This window comes from Streptomyces fumanus (assembly GCF_014655295.1).
In the GTDB taxonomy this organism is placed as follows: domain Bacteria; phylum Actinomycetota; class Actinomycetes; order Streptomycetales; family Streptomycetaceae; genus Streptomyces; species Streptomyces fumanus.
This window is the reverse complement of the sequence record NZ_BNBI01000001.1, coordinates 599,863-619,852: the sequence shown is the minus strand read 5'-3', so window position 1 is coordinate 619,852 and position 19,990 is coordinate 599,863. Positions and strand designations below refer to the sequence as shown.

Sequence of the window (19,990 nt, the reverse complement as noted above, 5' to 3'; positions counted from 1 at the left end):
TACGTCCCGCCGCGCGGCTGGTACGGCCCCGGCGGCGGACGGGTCGGCTACATGGATCCGCCGACCATGTGGCGTGCCACCACGGTGCAGGCATGCGGCATGTGGCCGTTCGCCGCCGGTTCCGGGTCGCCGATGACCGGAGTGCCGCTCGGTCAGCACCTGTTCACCGGCGCCACCGTCTGCGGCGACCCGCTGAACTGGTTCACCCGAGCCCGCTACATCTCCAACCCGTCCCTGTTCATGCTCGGCATGCCGGGCCTGGGCAAGTCCACCCTCGTCAACCGGATGCTGATCGGGCTGAGCGCGACCGGCGTCGTCCCCCTGGTCCTCGGCGACCTCAAGCCCGACTACGCCGACACCGTGCGCGCGCTGGGCGGCCAGGTGATCTCCATCGGCCGGGGCCGGGGCGGCATCAACGTCCTCGACCCGGGCGCCATGGGCGCGGCGGCCGCCCGGATCGGCGGCGAGGCGGGCGAGGTCCTCAAGGCCGAGACGCACGGCCGGGTGCTCAACATGGTCGCCGCGCTGGTCACCATCGTGCGCGGCCGGCCCATGGACGACCACGAGCAGTCGGTGCTCTCCGCGGTCCTGCACCACCTGCGCGACCGCACCCCCGAGGGCCGTGCGCCGCTCCTGCCCGACCTGCTGCGGATCCTCGCCGAGGGCCCCGACCGGGTGCGCGCGGTCACCCTGGACCGCGGTGACGACACCCGCTACCGCGACGCCGTGGACCCGCTGCACCGCTCGCTGCTCGGCATCCTGGACGGCCCGCTCGGCGACACCTTCGCCTCGGAGACCTCCACCCGGATCGACCCGGACGCGCCCGCCGTGTGCATCGACATCTCCGGCATCGGCGAGGCCGACACCCAGTTGACCGCCGCCGCGATGCTCGCCGCCTGGTCGGACGGCCTGGGCACGGTGGCCGCCGCGCACGCCCTGGCGGACGCCGGACTCGCGCCGCGGCGCTGGTTCTTCACGGTCCTGGACGAGTTGTGGCGCCCGCTGCGGGCCGCCTCCGGCATCGTCGACCGCATCGACGCGCTGACCCGCCTCAACCGCTCCCTGGGCCTCGGCGACGCCAAGATCACCCACACGCTCAAGGACGCCGAGGCCCTCGGCACCGACTCCGACCGGGCCAAGGCCCGCGGCTTCGTGGAGCGGGCCGGGATGGTGGTGTGCGCCGGGCTGCCCAAGGCGGAGATGGAGGAGCTGGGCAAGGTGGTGGGCCTGTCCCGGCGCGAGATCGAACTCGTCTCCTCCTGGTCCTCGCCGCCCGGCTGGGGCGTCTCCGGCGAGCACGAGGAGCCGCCCGGCCGCGGCCGGTTCCTGATCAAGGTCGGTGGCCGGCCCGGCATCCCCATCAAGGTGGCCATCACCGACGCCGAACGCCGGCTGCACAACACCAACACCCGCTGGACGCCCAACGAGGAGGCCATCGAGCAGTCCCTCGCCCACACCACCGACCAGGTGGCGCGAGCGGCCCAGGAGGGGCTGCGGGTGGTACCGGGGCGGTGGACCGCGTGAGCGGCGGCTCCCCCTCGACCGGAGGCATGCACGACCTCGCCCCCTGGGCGATCGTGGCCGTCGCCGGGGCCTCCCTCACCGTGTTCACCGTCGGCTGGGCCGGCGGCACCCTCGGGTCCGGCCTCACCGGCCACGGCTGGGACGCCCCGCCGTTCGCCCTGTCCACCGCGGCGCGCCTGACCTCGGAGGGCACGGAGGGCCTGTGGCCGGGCACCCCGGCGGTGGCGGTCTACGGCGGCATGTTCGTCCTGCTGGCCCTGATCGCGCTGCCCGTGGTGTTCCTCGTACGGTTCCTGCTGGGGCGCTCGGACCGCACCAAGGGCCTGGCCGGCCGGCGCGAACTGGCCGCCATGTGCCCCGACGGCATCGCGGCCCGGGCCCGCGACCTGCGCCCCAGCCTCAAGGGCCGCGACACCCTCCACCCGGACGAGACCGGCAACCTCCTCGGCGACCTCGACCCCGGCGGGCCCGAACTGCGCAGCAGCTTCGAGGACGTCGAACTCGACCTGATGGCCCCGCGGGCCGGCAAGTCCACCGGCATCGCCGTCCCCCGGGTGCTGCGCGCCCAGGGCGCCGTCCTGCTCACCTCCAACAAGTCCGACGTCTACGCCGTCACCCGCGCCGAGCGCGCGCGGGTCGGCCGGGTGTGGACGTTCGACCCGCAGGGCATCGCCCACACCGAGCGCGCCATGTGGTGGAACCTGCTCGGCGACTGCCACACCATCGAGGGCGCCCGCCGGCTGGCCGGGCACTTCGTGGCGTCCGTCAACGACGACACCGCGAAGAAGGACTTCTGGATCTCGGCCGCGCAGAACACGCTCACCGCGCTCTTCCTGGCCGCGGCCCGCGGCGGCGCCCAGGTGAAGGACCTGCTGGGCTGGCTTGCCGACCCCGCCGACCGCACCCCGATCGACCTGCTGCGCGACGCCAACCTGCCGGCGATGGCGGAGCAGTTGCAGGGCACGGTGCGCGGCGCCGTGGAGACCCGGGACGGCATCTACGAGACCGCGCGGCAGACCGTGTCCTGCCTGCTCGACCCGGAGATCCTTGCCTGGGTGACGCCGGACCCGGCGCTCCCGGAGTTCCGCCCCGACCAGCACGTCGTCGCCAAGGACACCCTCTACCTGCTCTCCAAGGACGGCGGCGGCTCCGCGGCCGGTGTCATCGCGGGCCTCGCGGACGCCACGATGCGGGCCGGCGTGGTGGCCGCCGAGCGCATGGGCGGCCGCCTCGACCCGCCGCTGACCGCGGTGCTGGACGAGGCCGCCAACGTGTGCCGCATCTCCGACCTGCCCGACCTCTACTCGCACTTCGGCTCCCGGGGCATCAACGTGGTGACGCTGCTGCAGAGCTACCGCCAGGGCGCCCGGGTGTGGGGCGAGGTCGGGATGGACGCGCTGTGGAGCGCGGCGACCATCAAGCTGCTCGGCGCGGGCCTGGACGACGCCGACTTCGTACAGAAGATCTCCACGCTGGTCGGGCAGCACGACGTGAAGACACCGAGCGTCTCCCGCAGCAAGGACGGCTCGCAGCGCTCGTACTCCTACCGCCAGGAGGCGATCCTGCCGCCCGACAAGATCCGTGCCCTGCCCAAGGGCACCGCGCTGCTGCTCGCCACCGGCATCCGGCCGGCCCTGATCCGGCTGCGCCCCTGGTACAAGGAGCCCGGCGCGGACCTGATCTCGGCCCAGGCGAAGGCGGAGGCGAACGCCATCACCGCGCGGGCGGCGGCCCGGCTGACCGGGGGAGTCACGCTGGACAAGCGGAACCGCTGGGAGCGGGACGCGGCACCGAGCTGACGGCGGGCGGCGGCCCGGTCACCGGTGCGGCGCGGCGTCGACGGTCATGTCCGGTCCGGTCGGCGGCGCGCCCGTCACGCCGTGGCCGCCGCCGCCGTGCCGAAGGCGACGGTCGAGGACAGGAACCACCCGAACGCCGGGGCGAGCAGATGCCGTACGGTCCACAGCCGGGCCGCCGTGGGCCGCTCCCGTACGTAGACCACGGGGACGCTGTGCCCCACCGGGGGCAGCCCGCACAGCGGCGCGTACGCCCCGGGGTCGAGGACGAGTTCCCGCCCGAGGTGATCGGAGAAGAGCACGAGCCCGCCGTGCCGCCGGTCCGCCGGGGCCCGCCCGACGACCTGGCCCTTGACGCGCAGGCCGCGCGTCCACAGCCGTACGGCCGTCAGGACCGCGCGGACGGCGAGCAGCAGGCAGCCGAGACCGAACCCCGTACCCAGCGCCGCCAGCACCAGCTCCCTGTCCATCCGGTCTCCTCGTCCCCTTCGACGACTCCGCCCTGCTGCTCGTGACCGGAGCCCGGGCCTCACGACAGGCCACAACGCACCACGACGCGCGCCGGTTCACGTCGGCCGAGCCCCTTGAACCAGTCTGCCCCGCCGCGCCGTTGTGTGGGCGAAGCCGTCATCAGGTCGGCTGCGAAGGGAGCTTCGGACGGCATGACACGGACCTCGCGCGCACCCGGCCGCCGTACGGCCGTGGCCCTCACCTTGCTGTGCGCCCTGACGGCGACGGCCCAGGCGCCCGCCGCCCGCGCGGTCCCCGCTCCGCGCCCGGCCACTCTTGAGGACGTACGCCGGCAACTGGACGACCTGTACCACCAGTCCGAGGTGGCCACCGAGAAGTACAACGCCGCCGACGAGAAGGCCAAGGCGCAGCAGAAGCAGGTCACGCTGCTGAACGGCAAGGTGAAGGCGGCCGAGGAGAAGGAAGCGCGGCTGAGGGAGCTGCTCGGCGCGGCGGCCAGGGCCCAGTACCGCGGGGGCGGACTCCCCGCCGAGGTGCAGTTCGCCTTCGCCTCCGACCCCGAGCGCGCCCTGGACGACGCGGCGGTGGTCCGGCAGGCCCAGCAGGGCACCCGGCAGAAGCTGGCGGCGCTGGAGGCGGCCCGCGCGGAACTGCGCACCCGCACCGACGAGGCCACCGCGGAGCTGGCGGAGCTGAAGTCGACCCGCCGGGCCATGGCCAGGCACCGCGAGAAGATCAAGGCGCGGATCGCCACCGCCCGCGCGCTGGAGTCGGGGTTGCAGGCGGAGGAACTGCGTCGGCTCGCCGCACTGGAACGGCAGCAGGAGGCCGAGTCCCAGGCCGAGTGGGTCGGCACCGGCATCCTGGACCAGGTCGGTACCCAGGCCACCGAGGCCGGCCGCGCGGCCATCGAGTACGCCACCGAGCAGCTCGGCAAGCCCTACGTCTGGGGCGCCGAGGGCCCCGACTCCTTCGACTGCTCCGGCCTGACCTCCCAGGCATGGCTGCACGCGGGCCTCGTCATCCCCCGCACCGCCGAACAGCAGTGGGCCCAGCTCCCCCACGTCCCGATCTCCCAGATGCGCCCCGGCGACCTGATCATCTACTACGCCGACGCCAGCCACGTCGCCATCTACATCGGCGACGGCAAGATCATCCAGGCGCCGCGGCCGGGGCGCTGGGTGTACGTGTCGCCGGCGGGGTCGATGGAGATCCTGGGGGTGGTGCGGCCGGACGCGTGAGGGGGACGGGCCGCCCACCGCGCGGCCTCGGCCTCGGCCTCGCGGAGGACGCGTACGTCCGCGCCGGGGGCGTGAACCCCCGACGCGGACGGGGACGGCGACCACGGTCCGGTGTCGGTTCGGTGATCGACCGCCGGTGAAGCGTACGGTCCTTTACCGGCTCGGACCGGACCGAGTGGGGCCTACGCCCTGCTTGAGGTGGTAGCTCATCCCGGCTACTGCGGGGTCTTTGTGAGGCGCATTGTTGTACTTCGTCTGTTGATTGAGATTCTGCGCTTGTTGCTTCGCCCACGTGGCCCACGTCGTGTTCACAGCAGGCGCTGGGTGGATCGGTTGGGTGACCGGCTGGGCGGGTGCCCAACCTGTTTGCGCGGCCAATGCCGTTCGTTGAGCCTGCAGGTATTGCGCTGCGGGGTTGTCAGGGACGTTAGAGGGCATGTGGCTTCTCCCATGACTAGGAGGCGAGAAGTTGTCTACCACTCTCAACGGCGGAACCTGAGGAGTGGTTCACGTGAACTCTTTGCGACAACTGCGAACCGCCACCTGAGAAATTCGGCAGGCACGCGCTCAGGGAAGGTCTTCTCAGCTCGGGAAAAACGCAGTCAACGGGACCGGGGACGGCGTGCTGCGGCGACGTATTCGGGCGCTGCGGTCTTGACGTCAGGCAGCGAACGCGAACTGCCTCTCGGCTGCAGGCCCGCGCCCGCGGCCGCGGCCACGGGATTCACGATGCCGCGAGCCTCACCGGCGGCCGCACCCGCGACCGGAGCACCGACGGGCGGGCGGGGTACCTCACCGTGCGGTCCGGAGTGCGCCGGCCGTACCGTACCGGTCTCCATCTCACTGGCGCGTAGCCAGCGATTTCCCGGTTCCGGTGCCGCCGGAGACGCCGCCGGCGGGCCGGAGGGGGAAGGCGAAGCAGGGAGCAGCGCAAGCGCGTACTGGGCGACGTTCGCAGGGCTCGGCGTGCCGCCGCGTCCGGTGGTGGACGGCGTGTGCGCCGCGATGTCCTTCCGGTGCAGCGGGAGGATCGGGGCGACCGGGCGGTACGTCCGTTCCTCGGGCATGAAGTGCTGTTTGATGACGTTGGAAGCGGTGACGAGCAACAGCCCCCCGCCGGTGGCATGTCCGCCGAGGTACCCTCCGGCGCCGGCGCCGTAGAGCGTGTAGCCCGCGACGTTGACGACTCCGAAGGCGAGACGCCCGAGGCTCGGCTTGACATGTTGTTGGTCGGGCCGCATCCAGATCCCGTAAGCGGCGCGCGCCTCTTTGATGATCTGGTTCACTCCGTCGAGTCCGGCGATTCCCGTGCCCACGCCATAAAGGGGCACACTGTCCGCGAACTTGCCGAGGCTCTTGACGAAGGGTGACAAGTCGGTGGCTGCGGAAGAGAGGAGTTCGGACCACTGCAGATTGTCGACCACTCTCATCATCTCCCGTTCCCGGTCGACCACACGCGCAGGTGTGGCCCGCGTCCGGCAGCGATTCGCCATGAGGTCCGCTACCGCCCTACTGCTGCTGCGACCCTCGCATCAGGAGACGAATCACAGGTAAAGGGGAGATGATGAGGTGATCAGTGCGGCGTGGCCGGACGACGGCCAGGAGACAGGAGCCGGAGCGCGGCCGCGCCGACGCGGTCGCCCTCGAACCGCGGAAGACGCGCAGACGGGCCTGCCAAGGCAGATGTCCCGTGGCAGGCCCGGATCCTACGTTCGTGCGGCGTCGGGCGTGGTCGCCGTTTCCTCCTGTCGAGCTGCCGGCTCTTCGAGCTGGTCGGGCCTGGCCCCATCCGTCGGCCGCGCGCCGGTCACGTCAGGACCTGCGCTGGCGCTTTCGAGATTGATCAGTCCCGGAGGAGACGTGCCCAGCGGACCTGGAGGAGCCGTGCGTACGACTGCTTGAGGCGCTGCCCGTCGGTTGGTACTGCTGGGCTGCCGCACCGTAGGACTGCGGAATGTTCCCGAAACCCTCGCTGAAGGAGGGGAGGGAGGGGGCCGGGGATATCTGGGGCCCCGTGATGGACAGGTGTCGTTGAAGTCGACTTTCAGCCGTCAGGTAAGCTTCGTAAGATTCCAAATGCGACCGAGAGGCGTCATTGAGTGCGGTGGCATACTGCGCGTACGTAGCCGCGTCTCCGCCCCGTAGCCTCCATTCGGTCCACTGTTCGTTCCGGCTCAGTTGTTCCTGGTAAGACGCGCGATTGTCCAGGTACTGGTCTCGCGTGACCTGCACCTGAGAGAACAGGCTGTACGTCGCGTCGTCCATCGGAAGGCGGTCGTAGCCTGCGGCCATGTTCTGCTGCTTCAGTTGGGTGATCTGCTCGTGAGCCCTGCGGAGCTGCTCATACTGTGCCACCAGCTCAGGATCGCTTATCAATCCGTCGTCGTGCTGGACCTGCACGGTAGGGGCAGGCTGCTGCGAGCCGTACCCCTGATAGGAACCGTGAGAGTTGGGATCCACTTACTCCACTTCCCTTCGTCTGCGTCGATGGCGGTGTCAGTGCGAATCCGGACTGCCGCGACCGCATTCACCAGCCTCGTATTGATACGAACGGCCCGACGGCGTCGAATGGTTCAACCGGAAGCCGGGCTCCCGTGGCTGTCCGTACAGGGAAAGTTCTTCCCTCAGGGCGGAGATCCGCATGAGGGCGGTCCGGCACCTCGCTCGGGCCGGCGCCGCCGGTACGGGAAGACGATGCGCGCCGGGAGCGGTCGTGAGGCCCCGTCGCTCAAGCCCCGGGTGCTCGGGTGTGGTGTTCGCCCACCGACCGCGGGCCGTGGCCCAGGCGGTGTCCGGCCACGGCAGCGGCTGCGGTACGGGAACGCGCTCACACAGCGGCAGCTCGGCCGTCATGCCCCGGCGACCGCCCCGTCGTTCTCACGGCACTGTTCACAGGAAAACCTTCCCGCGTTCTCTCCGCCGTGGCCCCAGTTCATCTGGCCCACGGTTCATCTCATGCCCAGGCACGAGTAAAGAGAGAACGCGGGAGACCTTGATGCAGGAGCAGCAGCAGTATCCGTACGGCCGACCGGTGCCACCGAAAAAGACCGACAGCCGGCCGCAAGAGCAGGACGACAAGGGGATGCTCCGCCTCAATCCGTTGCTCATGCCACTCGATGAGCTCCCCCGGAATCTCTTCATGAAAGGCCGAGAGGGTGCGGTCTGGCATTATTCGGTCGTCGAGGCCGAACGCGAGGTGCACGGAGTGAAGCAGACCGTACCTGTCGCCATGCTGGGCAGTGAGGAGATCCTCACCGTTCTCACCGAGGAAGAGCTGAACGGCCTGCTGGCCAACATGCAGGATGCGGCACGTCGACAGGCGCAGGCCAATCCTGACGAGCAGGTGGCGGTGCCCACGATGGAGGATCTGAAGAAAGGCATCGACAAGCTGGGGCACCCGACCATTGCGGCGGCGTTCGCCCCCAATGGGGAAACCCGGGTAGGGGACGCCATGATCAGCGGCGAGGTGCGGGTTTTCCCATCGGAGAACCGGATCGTCCTCAACGACAAGTCCGGTCGTTATATGAGCGAGAAGGTGCGGCCTGGGCTGGATCCTCAGGAGGCCGCCCAATGGGGGGAGAACGTGCGCAAGCTGTTCAGCGCGCAGCTTCCGGGAGTCAAGGTGGAGTTCGAGCAGATCAAGACACTGCGACCGCCCGAGAACGCTGCCATCGCGCAGAGCGCCAACGCCATGCTGCCGCCTGCCGGTCAGGGTGCGGCAACCGGAGTCCCCCAGGCCGGCCCGGCCTCCTCCGCCCATCTCGGCGGGGCGGCCGCTCCGACCACGAACAAGGCAGCGCGGCGCTGATCCCGACACCCGCTCCGCCGGGTCAGCGGTTCGGTCTGCGCTGTCACCTGGGAGACGAAGGAGGCGGCGGGCCGAACGGATCGATGATGTCGATGGGGGGCTTCTCCTTGGCGCGGTGCATACCAGGCTTGCATCCGGCGAACGGCCCCTGCGGATCCCGCAGGCTGTTCATGACCGGCAGCAAGTAGTCCCGGTGCCAACTGGCCGGTCCGGTCATCACGGAACCCGGGCCGGTCAGATCGGCCCAGGCCAGCCATAGACCGTGCAACTGGGCCACCGCTTCGGGATGCTCCCACCAGCGAGGACACCAGGGTGCCGTGGAACTGATCTCCCTGCCGTAGACCGGGAGCAGGACGTGGTGAGTCCACAGGGTGAGCTGCCGAAGCGCGTCCGCGTAGGCCGGCCCCTCCTTGTACAGGATGAACTGAGGCGGGGCGGGGGGCTCTTCCTTCTTTTCGGCAGGCGGCTGCGCCGCGGGTGCGGTGTCCTTCTCGGCCCTGGCCGTCTCGGGCTGTTCCGTCGGCATGGCTGACACGGGCCCGCCCTCCGTCTCGTTCGCTCGGCTGCTCGTACCGGCCGGTGCGTGGCGTCGGCCGGCCGGCCGTGAGACACAACGGGGTGACCGTCGCCGGGGTTCACAAGAACCCCACGGCTCGGACGGCCGGTCCCGCCCGTACCGGTACCGGCACGCCGTGCGTGTGCCCCGCGGGCTGTTGTCGCCGCAGGGCGCGATTCCCGGTCGCCTGGCAGCGGACCCCTGCCCGCACTGAACCGGTTGCCCCTCGTTCCCGTTGTGCTTGCGTCAGGAGCCGTACTCGGCAGGTAGTTCGCGCACAGAGCGAGAGAGAGGGGACCAGCATGTCCCAAGACCGCCCGGACTCCTGGCCGAAGCTACTGGCGCGGCATCTGATCGAGGAGGACCTGGAGGAAAGCAGGCGGCGGACTACCAGGTCAGGATCGCTGGATCGATTGCTGCGATGGCTGCGCGAAAAATTCTCCTCACGTGTGCAAGAGCCCGCTGCGAGCCGGTCTGATCAGGCGGGTTACCCCAGTTACGAGACAGGATTCCGTTCCCCTGTCCCTGAGGGCAGCGTCCACCAGGCGCCGCGCGGCAATGGCGCCCCGCTCACATGGGCATCCGACATGCCGGTACGCCAAGCGCTGGCCGACCTCGATGTTCCGAAACTCCAGGAAGTTCTGCACGCCGCTCTGGAACAGATCGCGGAGAGCAAGGAGTTGCGGGAGGCGTACGGCAAGGGAAAGCTGCCCGTGGTGGAGTGGCTGCTCGAGAAGACCGCCCCTCAGAACACCGTGGCCGAGAACAGGGAGTTCGATGACGCGGCCACGCTGGTGGGCTCCGAACGGGACAACGATGACGCGGCCACGCTGGTCGGCTCCGAACGGGACAACGATGACGCGGCCACGCTGGCCGACTCCGAATGGTACAACGATGATGCGGCCACACTGGCAGGCCATGAACAGGGCGGTTATGACGCGACCACGTCGGTCGGCCTCGACCAGGACGGCTATTACGTAGTTCCCATGGGCGACGTCCAACCGCAGGACTTGCACCACAGGAACCCTTGGTACCAGGGCCCCGCCACGGAGCAGGACGCGAACCGTTCCGCCTCGCTCCCGGACGAGGGCCGGCGAACGGCGGCGGCAGAGACCCTTCCCGCCTCGCCCACCGCAGCCCCCGGCGCCCGCTCGGCTCCCCAGAACCCCGTTACCGACAGGGGTGCGCTGACCACCACCGTCACGGTGAGGCAGACGTCGGGCGCACAGTCCGCAGGCACCGGCCGCGCCGCCACCCCGCAGACGGCACCTTCTGTCCGGTCTCGGGGACGCCGATGACCGGCCCCCGCCACCACGCGGCGATTGAACCGTCTCCCCGCGCCTCCCGTTGTAGCCCTGAGCCGGAACGCCAGGAGGGACGGGCATGAGCCGGGACGAAGAGAAGGACGACCCGATCGCGATGAACGAGAACGCCGTACCCGGGGACCCGGAGGACATCAGTCAGCGTGCGCCCCTCGCGGGGGCGTCCGGGCCGGCGCCGCACCTCTCGGTGGTCATCGGCGCGGACGGTTCGGCCTCCGTCGACGGCGTGCCCGTACGGGTGGAGCAGGGGCAGTCCCTCGACGAGGCGGTCCTCGACGCGCTGCACCGGCACGCGCGGGAGCGCGGCACCCCCGTCACCGCGGCCATTTCCGACCCCGCCAGCGCACACGTGACCTTCGTCGAGGTCGCCGCCGACGGTTCGAGCAGGCTGGTGGAGGAGCCGGCCGGGTCGTCTCAGGCGGCACCGGCACCGCCGGTACCGGTAGAGACGGCCGACGGTGCCGCCGTCGGACCGGCGGAGCCTCATGAGGCGTACGGACACCCCGGGGACACTGCGGAAATCGGCCCTCCCGGCATCGGTGCCCCGTCCCAGGCCGGCCTCGACGGCAACCCCGGCGACCTGGACGGTGCGGACGGTCTGGACGGTCTGGACGACAATCTCGACGTTCCGGACGATCTCGACGGCAGTCCCGGTCGTCTTGACGACGTTGACGCCGGCCCCGACGACCTTGATTACCTTGACGCCGATCCCGGCGACGGCCTCGGTGACGACCCGTCGTCCGCCCGCCCGCGACCGTCGTTCGCACGGCCCTCGCTCCCCTCGCTCCCCTCCCTCCCGCGTCCCTCCCTCCCCTCGTTCTCCTCCCGTGTCCCGTCCCTGTCGCTGCCCCGCCGGTCCAAGGACGCCGGTGCGAGCGCCGGGTCGCGGCAGTCGGACGACGAGTACCGGGCCCCCGGCCTGCTCCACCGGCCCCTGGTCGTCGGGCCGGTGGCACTCGGGGTGACCGCCCTCGTCGTCCTGCCGCTGGTGCTGCTGGGCGGCGGGTCGGACGACGGCGGAAAGCAGAACGAGGCCGCCGGCGCCAGCGACAAGCTGAGCAGTCCTCCGGCACAGCACAGTCCCACCGCGTCGGCGTCACCCACCGTCTCCGTGTCCCCGCGCCTGTCGGCGTTGCCCAGCCCCTCGTCGACGGCGAAGAAGAAGAAGTCCGAGCCGAAGAAGGACCCCAAGCCGAAGAAGACGCCGCATGCCGACAGCGCCGGGGGAGGCGCCGGCACGGTGGTGCGGCCGCCGAACGCCACCGTGACCGTGCGGCCGCCGAAGGCCACGGTGACCGTCCGGCCGCCGAAGGCCACGAAGACCGTGACCGCCAAGCCGCCCGCGGAGACCGCCGCCACCGCCGTGAACCAGCTCGCCAAGAAGAACCCCGGACGGCACGTCTGCTACCGCGCGTACGTCTCCGGGCGGGGCTGGCAGAAGCCGGTGTGCGACGGCGCGGCAGCCGGTACACCGGGGGTGAACCGGCCGATCAAGGCCCTCAACATCGCGGTGCGCGGCACCGGTGGCGCGGCCGCCAACGCCTTCGTGCACAAGCCGGGCTCGACCGACGGCAAGGGTGTGTGGAAGCCGCACTGGACGCCCATCACCGACGACGGCAAGAACATCTACATCGGCAGCACGAAGAAGAGCGCCCCGTACATGCTGGGCTTCGCCATCAACGTCGGCACCGGCCAGGTCTGCGAGGCTTCCCGGGTGCGCAACGGCGACTGGAACCAGCCGCACTGTGTCGGCGCTCGCCCCGAGTACATCTTCGGCGGCACCCTCAGCAACGACCGCTGGCTGGAAGGGGTGGGGTTCGTCGTGTGAGGCCCGTTCCGCGCCGCGCGACCGTAGCTGAACGGAAACAGTTCACCGCCACGGCACCAAGGCCGTGCCAGGTGTCACTACAGTCCTCAGGGTGAGCGCAACAACCTTAACCACCGTACGTTTCTCCGTGCTGGGGCCGGTCCGGGCCTGGCACGCGGGCCGGGAACTGGATCTGGGTTCGCCGCAGCAGCGGGTCGTGCTCGCCGCGCTGCTGCTGCGCCGGGGGCACTCCGTCACGGTCGCCGAGCTCATCGACGCCATCTGGGGCGCCGAGCCGCCGACAGCCGCCGTGTCCGTCCTGCGTACGTATGTCTCGCGCCTGCGCAAGGTCCTGGAGCCCGGCCGTGGTGCGGCCGAGGCGCCACGGACGATCGTTTCCGTGGAAGACGGATACCGGGTCCGCATACCGGAAGAAGCCTTGGACCTGGCGGTGTTCGAGCGACGGGTCGCGGAGGCGGCGCGGGCGTCCGCCGCCGGCGACGAGTCCGGCGCCGCACGACTGCTGCGCGAGGCCCTCGACGAGTGGCGGGGCGTGGCACTGGCCGGTCTGCCCGGCCCGCTGGCCGAGGCGGAACGATTCCGGCTGGCCGAGGAGCGGCTGACCGCGCTGGAGAAGCGCCTGGAGCTCGACCTCCGGCTCGGCCGGCACGGCGAGGTCATCGGGGAGCTGATGTCGCTGACCGGTGGGCACCCGCTGCGGGAGGAACTGTGCCGGCTGCTCATGCTGGCCCTCTACCGGTCCGGGCGGCAGGCGGAGGCCCTGGCGGCCTACCGCAGGACCCGCACCACCCTGGTGACCGAGCTGGGCGTCGAACCCGGCCCGGCCCTGCGGGACGTACACGCGCGGATCCTCGCGTCCGACCCGTCTTTGACCCCGGCCCTCTCCTCGCCGGACGGTACGTCGCCGGTACGGGGTTCCTCGGACGGCATGCCCCCGACCCGAGCCGGCCGAACCGGACGGGCCGCCGCGGCCGGCACCCCGTCCGTACCGGCCGCCCCGGCCGGTACGCCACTCACGCGACGCACCTCCGCCGGCACGCCCCCGCCCCGACGCGCCCCGGCCGGAGTGCCGCCCGCGCGGAGCGCCCCGGCGGTGGACGAGCCCCCCGGAGCCGCGGCCACCCCCGCGGCGGCCGATGGAGGCGGAGGCGGACGTACCGGCGCTCCCGGCCGCCCCCTGACCCGTACGCCCCGGGTACCGAACCAGCGCTCACCCCACGCCGACGGCGCCCGGACCCCCGCCACCCCCCGGCGCCCCGCCGCCACCGAACCCGTTCACACCCCCCGTCCTGCCCAACTTCCCGCCGACCTCACCGCCTTCACCGGCCGGGACGCCGAGCTGGAGCGGGCCATCGGTCTGCTGCCGCTGGACGGAAGCCTGCCGGCCACGCTGACGATCAGCGCGATCGGCGGCATGGCCGGGATCGGCAAGACCACCCTGGCGGTGCACCTCGCCCACCGGGTCGCCGACCGCTTCCCCGACGGACAGCTCTGCATCAACCTGCGCGGCTTCGACCCGTCCGGCTCGGTCATGCCCCCGCAGGAGGCCCTGCGCATCCTCCTCGACGCCCTCGGTGTCCCCCCGCGGCGGCTGCCCGCCGGTCTGGAGGCCCAGACGGCGCTTTACCGCAGCGTGCTGGCCGGGCGGCGGGTGCTGATCCTCCTCGACAACGCCCGCGACAGCGAGCAGGTCCGTCCGCTGCTGCCCAACAGCCCCGGCTGCCTGGTCATCGTCACCAGCCGCAACCAGCTCACCGGCCTGGTCGCCGGCGAGGGCGCGCACCCGCTGACCCTGGACCAACTGACGGAGGCCGAGGCCCGGGAGTTCCTGGCGCGCCGGCTCGGCACCGAGCGGCTGGCCGAGGAGTCGGCGGCGGTGGACGAGATCGTCGAGCGGTGCGCCGCCCTGCCGCTGGCCCTCGCCGTGGTGGCCGCCCGCGCCGCCGCCCATCCCGACTTCCCGCTCAGCGCCATCGCCGGGGAACTGCGGGACGGCCACGACAGCCTCGACGTCTTCGCCGGGGACGACATCACCACCGACGTACGGGCCGTCTTCTCCACGTCGTACAAGGCGCTGTCCGCGCCGGCCGCGCGGCTGTTCCGGCTGCTGGGCCTGCACTCCGGTCCGGACATCTCCGCGCCCGCCGCGGCGGCGCTCGCCGGGCTCACCGCGAAGGAGGCCCGGGGCCCGCTCGTCGAACTGACCCGCGCCCATCTGCTCACCGAGCACTTCCCCGGCCGCTACACCCTGCACGATCTGCTGCGGGTCTACGCCACCGAGCGCGTCGAGGCCGAGGAGGCACCGCGGGAGCGGGACCTCGCGGTCCACCGGCTGCTCTCCTGGTACCTGCACACCGCGGACGCCGCCTACCCGCTGATCACCCCGAACCGGCGCCGGATCCCCCTGGAGCGGCCGCCGGCCCCCTGCCGGCCGCTGTCGTTCACGACCCACGACGAGGCCGTGGCCTGGTGCGAGACCGAGCGGTCCAACCTGGTCGGCGCGGTGCACCAGGCCGCCGCGTCCGGGCATCCGGGCATCGCCTGGCGACTGCCCGCCGTCCTGTGGGGGTTCTTCTACCTGCGCAGCCACACGGTCGACTGGATCGAGACCTCCCGTACGGGCCTGTCCGCGGCGCGCGCCGCCCAGGACAGCGTGGGGGTGGCGCAGGCCCTCACCGACACGGCCGCGGCGCTGCGCAACGCGGAACGCTACGACGACGCCATCGACCACCTGTTCAAGGCGATGGCCGCCTACCGGGAGGTCGGGGACACGGCCGGGAGGACGCGGGTCCTGGGCAACCTGGGGGACACCTACCTCCAGGTCGGGCGGCTCGACAAGGCCGTCGAGTACATCCGCCGCGGGCTGGTACTGAACCAGGTCATGGGCAACGCCTGGGGTGAGGGCATCAACTTGAGCAACCTGGGCGACGCCTACCAGCGGCTCGGCCGCTTCGACGAGGCCGTCCGCTGCCTGGAGGAGGCCCTCGTCGTGCTGCGCGACAGCGGCAACCGCTGGGTCGAGGGCGTCGCACTCGACGTGCTCGGCACGGCCCACCACCGGCTGGGGGCCGACGACCGCGCGGTCGAGTACTACGAGCAGGCGCTCGCCGTCCACCGGGACCTCGGCAACCGGTGGGGGGAGGGACACACCCTGGGCCACCTCGGCGACGTCCAACTGGCTGTCGGCGCCCCCGAGGCGGCCGGCGCTACCTGGCGGCAGGCCCTGGCGATCCTCGCGGAGTTCGATCACCCGGACGCCGCGAAGATCGAGGAGAAGCTCCGTTCCCTTCAGTGATCAGTGATCAGTGGGCCTCACGGTATGCCTGGCCCGCGGTGTTCGGGGCGGTGCCGTCGTACAGGCCGGTCGGGCTGGTGTGGGTGGACAGCGTGAACCAGGCGTAGCGCTCCAGGTAGCCGAGGCCGTCCAGCATCTGCGTCGACGCCTTGATGAAGTCGGCCTCCTGCTGCTGGCTGGGGTAGCGGGGGGTGCCCTGGGAGAAGTCGATCAGGCCGTACTCGGTCAGCCAGACCGGCTTGTGGTAGCGCTCGTGCACCCGCTCCAGGTACTCCCGCAACTGCCGGGTCGCGTCCGGACCGAAGTCGGCGCCGTACCAGTGCACCGGGATGAAGTCGACGCGCAGGCCGCGCTCTGCCGCCCCCTGCATGAAGCGGTCCAGCCAGCCGCCGGGCACGTCGGCGCCCTGGGAGACCGCCGGAGCGCCCAGCCGCAGCCCGGTGTCCTGCAGCCTGGGCCACAGGTCCAGGGCCTGCTCGGGCGTCATGTTCGCCTGCGAGGCGAGATCGGGCTCGTTGAAGCCGAGGAGCGTGGTGCCCTCCCGCTTGGCGCTGGCGAGCTGTTCGTCGGTGACCGAGCCGGGGCCCCAGATCATCGGGACGTACTCGACGCCCTGCGGCGGGGTGACACCGCTCGAGGACGAGGCCCAGTTGAAGTACCAGGAGACGCCCGAGTCGGCCAGCGCCTGCGGGGCGCCGTCGAACGGGTTGAGGCTGACGCCCTTGCGGCCGGCGGCCGGGGCGGTCGGGTCGGGGTTGGGCGCGGTGGTGGGCGCGGGGCCGGGGGCGGCACCGGACCCGTGGAAGGCGATGGTCAGGCCGGTGCACTTGGTGCACTGGTACATGGTCCGGTTGCCGGGCTCGGCGTCGTGCTTCGACCAGGCGTACGCGGTGGGGCACTTCTGGCTGACCGCCTCGCTGTAGGCGGTCTTCGCGTCCCGGTTGGGGTTGACGCACACCAGCGGCTTGCCCGTGGCCGCGTCCTTGGTGAGGTTCTCCGGCGGGCAGGACGCCAGCAGGTCCACGGCACACCCCGCCACCGCGCACTCGCCCTCGGCCGGCGGCGTCGTGCCGTCGGGGGTGATGGTGACGGCGGTCGACACGGCGTCGACGTAGCTGACGTCGTACCAGGGCGCGAGTTTGTCGGCGGGGTCGAAGTTGAACTCGGCGAGGCTGGTGGGCTGCTGGCCGGTCGAGCAGTGGTCGGCGTAGGGGCCGCAGTCGCCGACCGCGCAGTGGAAGGTGCTGCCCTCCTCGCCGGAGCAGCCCTGCCGGGCGAAGAACGTGCCGCGCCAGTGCCCGGCGCCCTGGTGCTCGGGCACGGTGATGGTGGCGGACTGGCCCGGGTCCAGGGTCGGCAGCCCGGTCAGCGCCGCCGAGCCGTCCTGGTTGACCCTGCTGCCGACCCAGATACGGCTGTCGGTCTTGTTCTGCAGGGTGATCGTGTGGTCCCGGCCGCCCACGTCGGCGGCCGGTGCGCCGTTGAGGCGGGCGGTGTCGTCGTGCCGGTCGAGCAGTACGGCGGTGGTGGTCGTCGCGCCGACCAGAACCATCAACAGAATCAGCAGAAGCGAGCGTCTGCGCATGAAGCGTGCCTTTCGGATCGCGCTTGCGCCGGATCGGTGGATCAGGTGCTGCCTACGACGGCACGACGGTTCCGGCCGGGTCGCGGTTCAGCTCGAATCCGGGGGGCAGGGGCAGCAGACCGGGCGGCAGCGGTACGTGGGGCGGCGCCGGGGCGGAGCCGCCGGGCCGCGTCCGCGGTGCCGGCCGGTACGCGTCCCCGTTCTCGCCCGGCACGGCACCGCGCCGGCTGAGCAGCCCGCGCGGTCCGAGCGGGGGGCGGCGGGCAAAGACACCGTACGGAACGGACGAGCCGGCCGGTTCCGGCGACGTGGACTGCGGCGCGGGCATGGGTGGCCTCCCCTGACTCGGCGGCCGGTCGTCGATGCCGGTCGTGCCCGCACAACGGCTGCCGAGGCGCCGGCGGTTCAGCGCGGCGACGGTAGGGGTGTCGGCGGCGTCCAGACCCTCGCCACGGCACCGACGTCCCGGTTCTCGATCCGTTCGGTCGGCTGCAACGGGCGCCTCCCGCCCTGCCCCGATCCGTCCATGACTCGACCGCCGCAGGCGCAGCACCAGCCGCGCCGGGATCCGCTTCCTGGCCGGGCGAAGGCTCATTCGCCCGTGCCGCGGGAACAGGGCCTTGACGGGTCGGGGGTGTTGTCATCGGCCCCGTCGGCGTTGCTGACCGGTGCCGGGGGTGGGCGGGCGGTGCGGTGTGGTGGCTGCCTGTGCGCCATTTCCGTTCGGACGTTGCGCGCCATTCCCGTTCAGCACCTGTGCGATATCTCCGTTCAGCGCCTGTGGGTCATTGCGAAGCTGTTGCTGTTGTGGTGACAGCTCCTCTGCTTCTTGTTGCCGCGTCCAACGTTCGATCGCTTCCCTCACATTCTGGTCTCGCGTCTCCAAGACTTCATGCACGGCATCGAAAAATTCCGCGCCGGCCCGTATCCATGCAGCCGTGGCTTCGTAGTGACGCTCCGAGGCTTGCGTGTCCGCGCCGACGAGCGCGGCCCGGGACGCAGTGAACTCGTGCGCCGCTTCTGTGGCTTGGCTGAAGAGAGTCCTCGTCACCTCATTCATCGGCACCGTCTCGAACTGTTCCCTGGCCCCACGTTGCACATAAGTCACCGCCCGTGTCCGCAGCTCATCGAGATGCTCTTGCTGCTCTTCGGGATAACTTTCCGTCGGTGTGCGGGTAGCCGTAGTGATGATGTAAGAGAAATCGATGTCGTCTATTTCGGCTTCGCTGAGGATTCTCCCGGGCATTTTGGCTCACTCTCCGTTCGCTGGCGACGAGGGCGGCGGAACCCGGGAAGTTCCGGACGCTCCGTCCGGAACCGGGCCCGCCCTCTTCGTTCTCCGGGCGCGTAGGACAACGCCGGGGAGACAGGATCGGTTCAACTTCTGTCGGCCAGGGCGCGGAGTCGGCGGTGCGGACGCCGTCCGTCGGCGACCACCCCGCCGACGACGTACACCCGTCCACCCCCTCCGCTTCCACCGGCTGTGTCGCCGCTCGGAGTCAGGGCGGCGCGGGAGGTCCCTCGTCTTCGCCCGCATGGGTGGGAAAGGGGTTGGGCGACCGGCCCCCAGGCCAGGGACGCACACCTGTTCGATCATGCCGACAGCAAAAACCCCACCCACGTTTCCGCGGTGGGGCCGGGTCGGGTCGGCGCCCCCGGCAGGACTCGAACCTGCGGCCAAGCGCTTAGAAGGTGTTGAGCACTTAGCTCTGTTCTAACCTGCGGTTTTCCCAGGTCGCGTTCCACCACATTAATGCAAGGCGCTTGGCCCATCGCGTGGCCTCTTCGACTGGGAATCGCCCACGGCAGCGGGGACCGCCCCGGTCCATCGTAGGACCGGGGCGGTCAGCCGGCGCGCGGTCCCGCTATCCGAGCGGGAGACCTCGTGCAGAGAGTCGCCGCGGCCGGCGCCAGAGAGGGGGGTCTTGTCGATCTCCCCATCCTTCAAGATCAGTAAATGTGCCTGGCCGGGTACAGACAACTGGTGATGATCACTAGAGCGTGAGCGGGTGCCACTCGACCCGCTGCCCGACTGGGTGCCAGCCCGACGCCGGCAGATCGGGGAGCGCCTCCGCGCGGCACGCCTCCACGCGGGCCTGACGCAGGAGCAACTCGGCGAGCGGATCGGCCGGGACCGGCGCACCATCCACCGGTGGGAGTACGCGCAGCGCATCCCAGACCTGGAAGACCTGCTGCTGCTCGCCGACGCCCTCGACGTACCGCTCGCCGACCTCGTCCGGTGAGTGGCCCGCCTCCGCGACGGGCGGGTGGTAGCCCGGTGGTGGCTGGGCGGCCGGCCCGGCTGGCCCTGGATCACGGGCCGGCCGCCCCTCCCGCTGGCGCCAGATCGGAGTACAGCACCAGCGGGGGGTCAACGGGGCCCGCGGGGCGGGGGCTGATCGGGGGTGCTCTGGTGCGGGGCGGCACGGCAGCCCCAGGGGCACAGCGTCAGGCTCGGGGCGGCGCCGGTCGGCGAGTCGACCTGGACCACCTCGGGCTCACCCTCGATTTCTCTGCCGCAGCGGTCGCACAGCATGAAGTTCCTCCGAGTCGGGCCCGTCACC

13 protein-coding genes are annotated in these 19,990 nt (G+C 71.3%); 8 read left to right on the top strand and 5 right to left on the bottom strand.

Going from position 1 to position 19,990, the window contains the following annotated elements; genetic code table 11:
- Positions 1-51: 51 nt before the first annotated feature.
- The gene (locus tag IE316_RS02740; RefSeq protein WP_373311061.1) at positions 52-1,524 is read left to right on the top strand and encodes a putative type IV secretion/conjugal transfer ATPase; all 1,473 of its coding nucleotides are present in this window, start codon (positions 52-54) and stop codon (positions 1,522-1,524) included.
- Positions 1,525-1,550: 26 nt separating this feature from the next.
- Entirely contained in the window at positions 1,551-3,323 is a 1,773-nt protein-coding gene (locus IE316_RS02735) for a type IV secretory system conjugative DNA transfer family protein (protein ID WP_190202444.1), read from the top strand.
- A gap of 74 nt (positions 3,324-3,397) precedes the next feature.
- Here IE316_RS02735 and IE316_RS02730 read toward each other — a convergent pair whose 3' ends face one another.
- A complete protein-coding gene (locus IE316_RS02730) occupies positions 3,398-3,790 on the bottom strand; it encodes a hypothetical protein (RefSeq protein ID WP_190202443.1) in 393 nt (130 codons plus the stop codon).
- A gap of 192 nt (positions 3,791-3,982) precedes the next feature.
- Between IE316_RS02730 and IE316_RS02725 the strand changes: the two genes are divergently transcribed.
- Complete coding sequence (locus tag IE316_RS02725; protein ID WP_190202442.1) at positions 3,983-5,032, top strand: C40 family peptidase; 1,050 nt, start codon at positions 3,983-3,985, stop codon at positions 5,030-5,032.
- Between the two features lie 602 nt (positions 5,033-5,634).
- Here the strand turns inward: IE316_RS02725 and IE316_RS02720 are convergent.
- Positions 5,635-6,456 (bottom strand): hypothetical protein, encoded by an 822-nt coding sequence (locus tag IE316_RS02720; protein ID WP_190202441.1) that lies wholly within the window; start codon positions 6,454-6,456, stop codon positions 5,635-5,637.
- Between the two features lie 1,571 nt (positions 6,457-8,027).
- On the opposite strand from IE316_RS02720, the gene IE316_RS02715 reads away from it, so the two are divergent.
- Positions 8,028-8,840 carry a hypothetical protein gene (locus tag IE316_RS02715; RefSeq protein ID WP_190202440.1) on the top strand — a complete coding sequence of 271 codons (813 nt, stop codon included), beginning with the start codon at positions 8,028-8,030 and terminating at the stop codon, positions 8,838-8,840.
- Positions 8,841-8,883: 43 nt separating this feature from the next.
- On the opposite strand, the gene IE316_RS02710 is transcribed toward IE316_RS02715, so the two are convergent.
- Positions 8,884-9,366 (bottom strand): DUF4913 domain-containing protein, encoded by a 483-nt coding sequence (locus tag IE316_RS02710; protein WP_190202737.1) that lies wholly within the window; start codon positions 9,364-9,366, stop codon positions 8,884-8,886.
- A gap of 332 nt (positions 9,367-9,698) precedes the next feature.
- Between IE316_RS02710 and IE316_RS02705 the strand changes: the two genes are divergently transcribed.
- From IE316_RS02705 to IE316_RS02690, 3 genes are all read left to right on the top strand, one after another.
- Positions 9,699-10,694 (top strand): hypothetical protein, encoded by a 996-nt coding sequence (locus IE316_RS02705; RefSeq protein ID WP_190202439.1) that lies wholly within the window; start codon positions 9,699-9,701, stop codon positions 10,692-10,694.
- A gap of 85 nt (positions 10,695-10,779) precedes the next feature.
- A complete protein-coding gene (locus IE316_RS02700) occupies positions 10,780-12,546 on the top strand; it encodes a hypothetical protein (protein WP_229910158.1) in 1,767 nt (588 codons plus the stop codon).
- A gap of 91 nt (positions 12,547-12,637) precedes the next feature.
- The gene (locus IE316_RS02690; protein ID WP_229910157.1) at positions 12,638-15,841 is read left to right on the top strand and encodes an AfsR/SARP family transcriptional regulator; all 3,204 of its coding nucleotides are present in this window, start codon (positions 12,638-12,640) and stop codon (positions 15,839-15,841) included.
- Positions 15,842-15,848: 7 nt separating this feature from the next.
- Here the strand turns inward: IE316_RS02690 and IE316_RS02685 are convergent, their stop codons facing one another.
- Together IE316_RS02685 and IE316_RS02680 are read right to left on the bottom strand one after the other, a co-directional pair.
- Complete coding sequence (locus IE316_RS02685; RefSeq protein ID WP_190202438.1) at positions 15,849-17,393, bottom strand: glycosyl hydrolase; 1,545 nt, start codon at positions 17,391-17,393, stop codon at positions 15,849-15,851.
- Positions 17,394-18,066: 673 nt separating this feature from the next.
- Positions 18,067-18,672 (bottom strand): hypothetical protein, encoded by a 606-nt coding sequence (locus IE316_RS02680; RefSeq protein WP_190202437.1) that lies wholly within the window; start codon positions 18,670-18,672, stop codon positions 18,067-18,069.
- Positions 18,673-19,435: 763 nt separating this feature from the next.
- Between IE316_RS02680 and IE316_RS02675 the strand changes: the two genes are divergently transcribed.
- On the top strand, positions 19,436-19,669 hold the full coding sequence (locus IE316_RS02675) for a helix-turn-helix transcriptional regulator (protein WP_190202436.1): 234 nt from the start codon (positions 19,436-19,438) through the stop codon (positions 19,667-19,669).
- Positions 19,670-19,990: the final 321 nt, after the last annotated feature.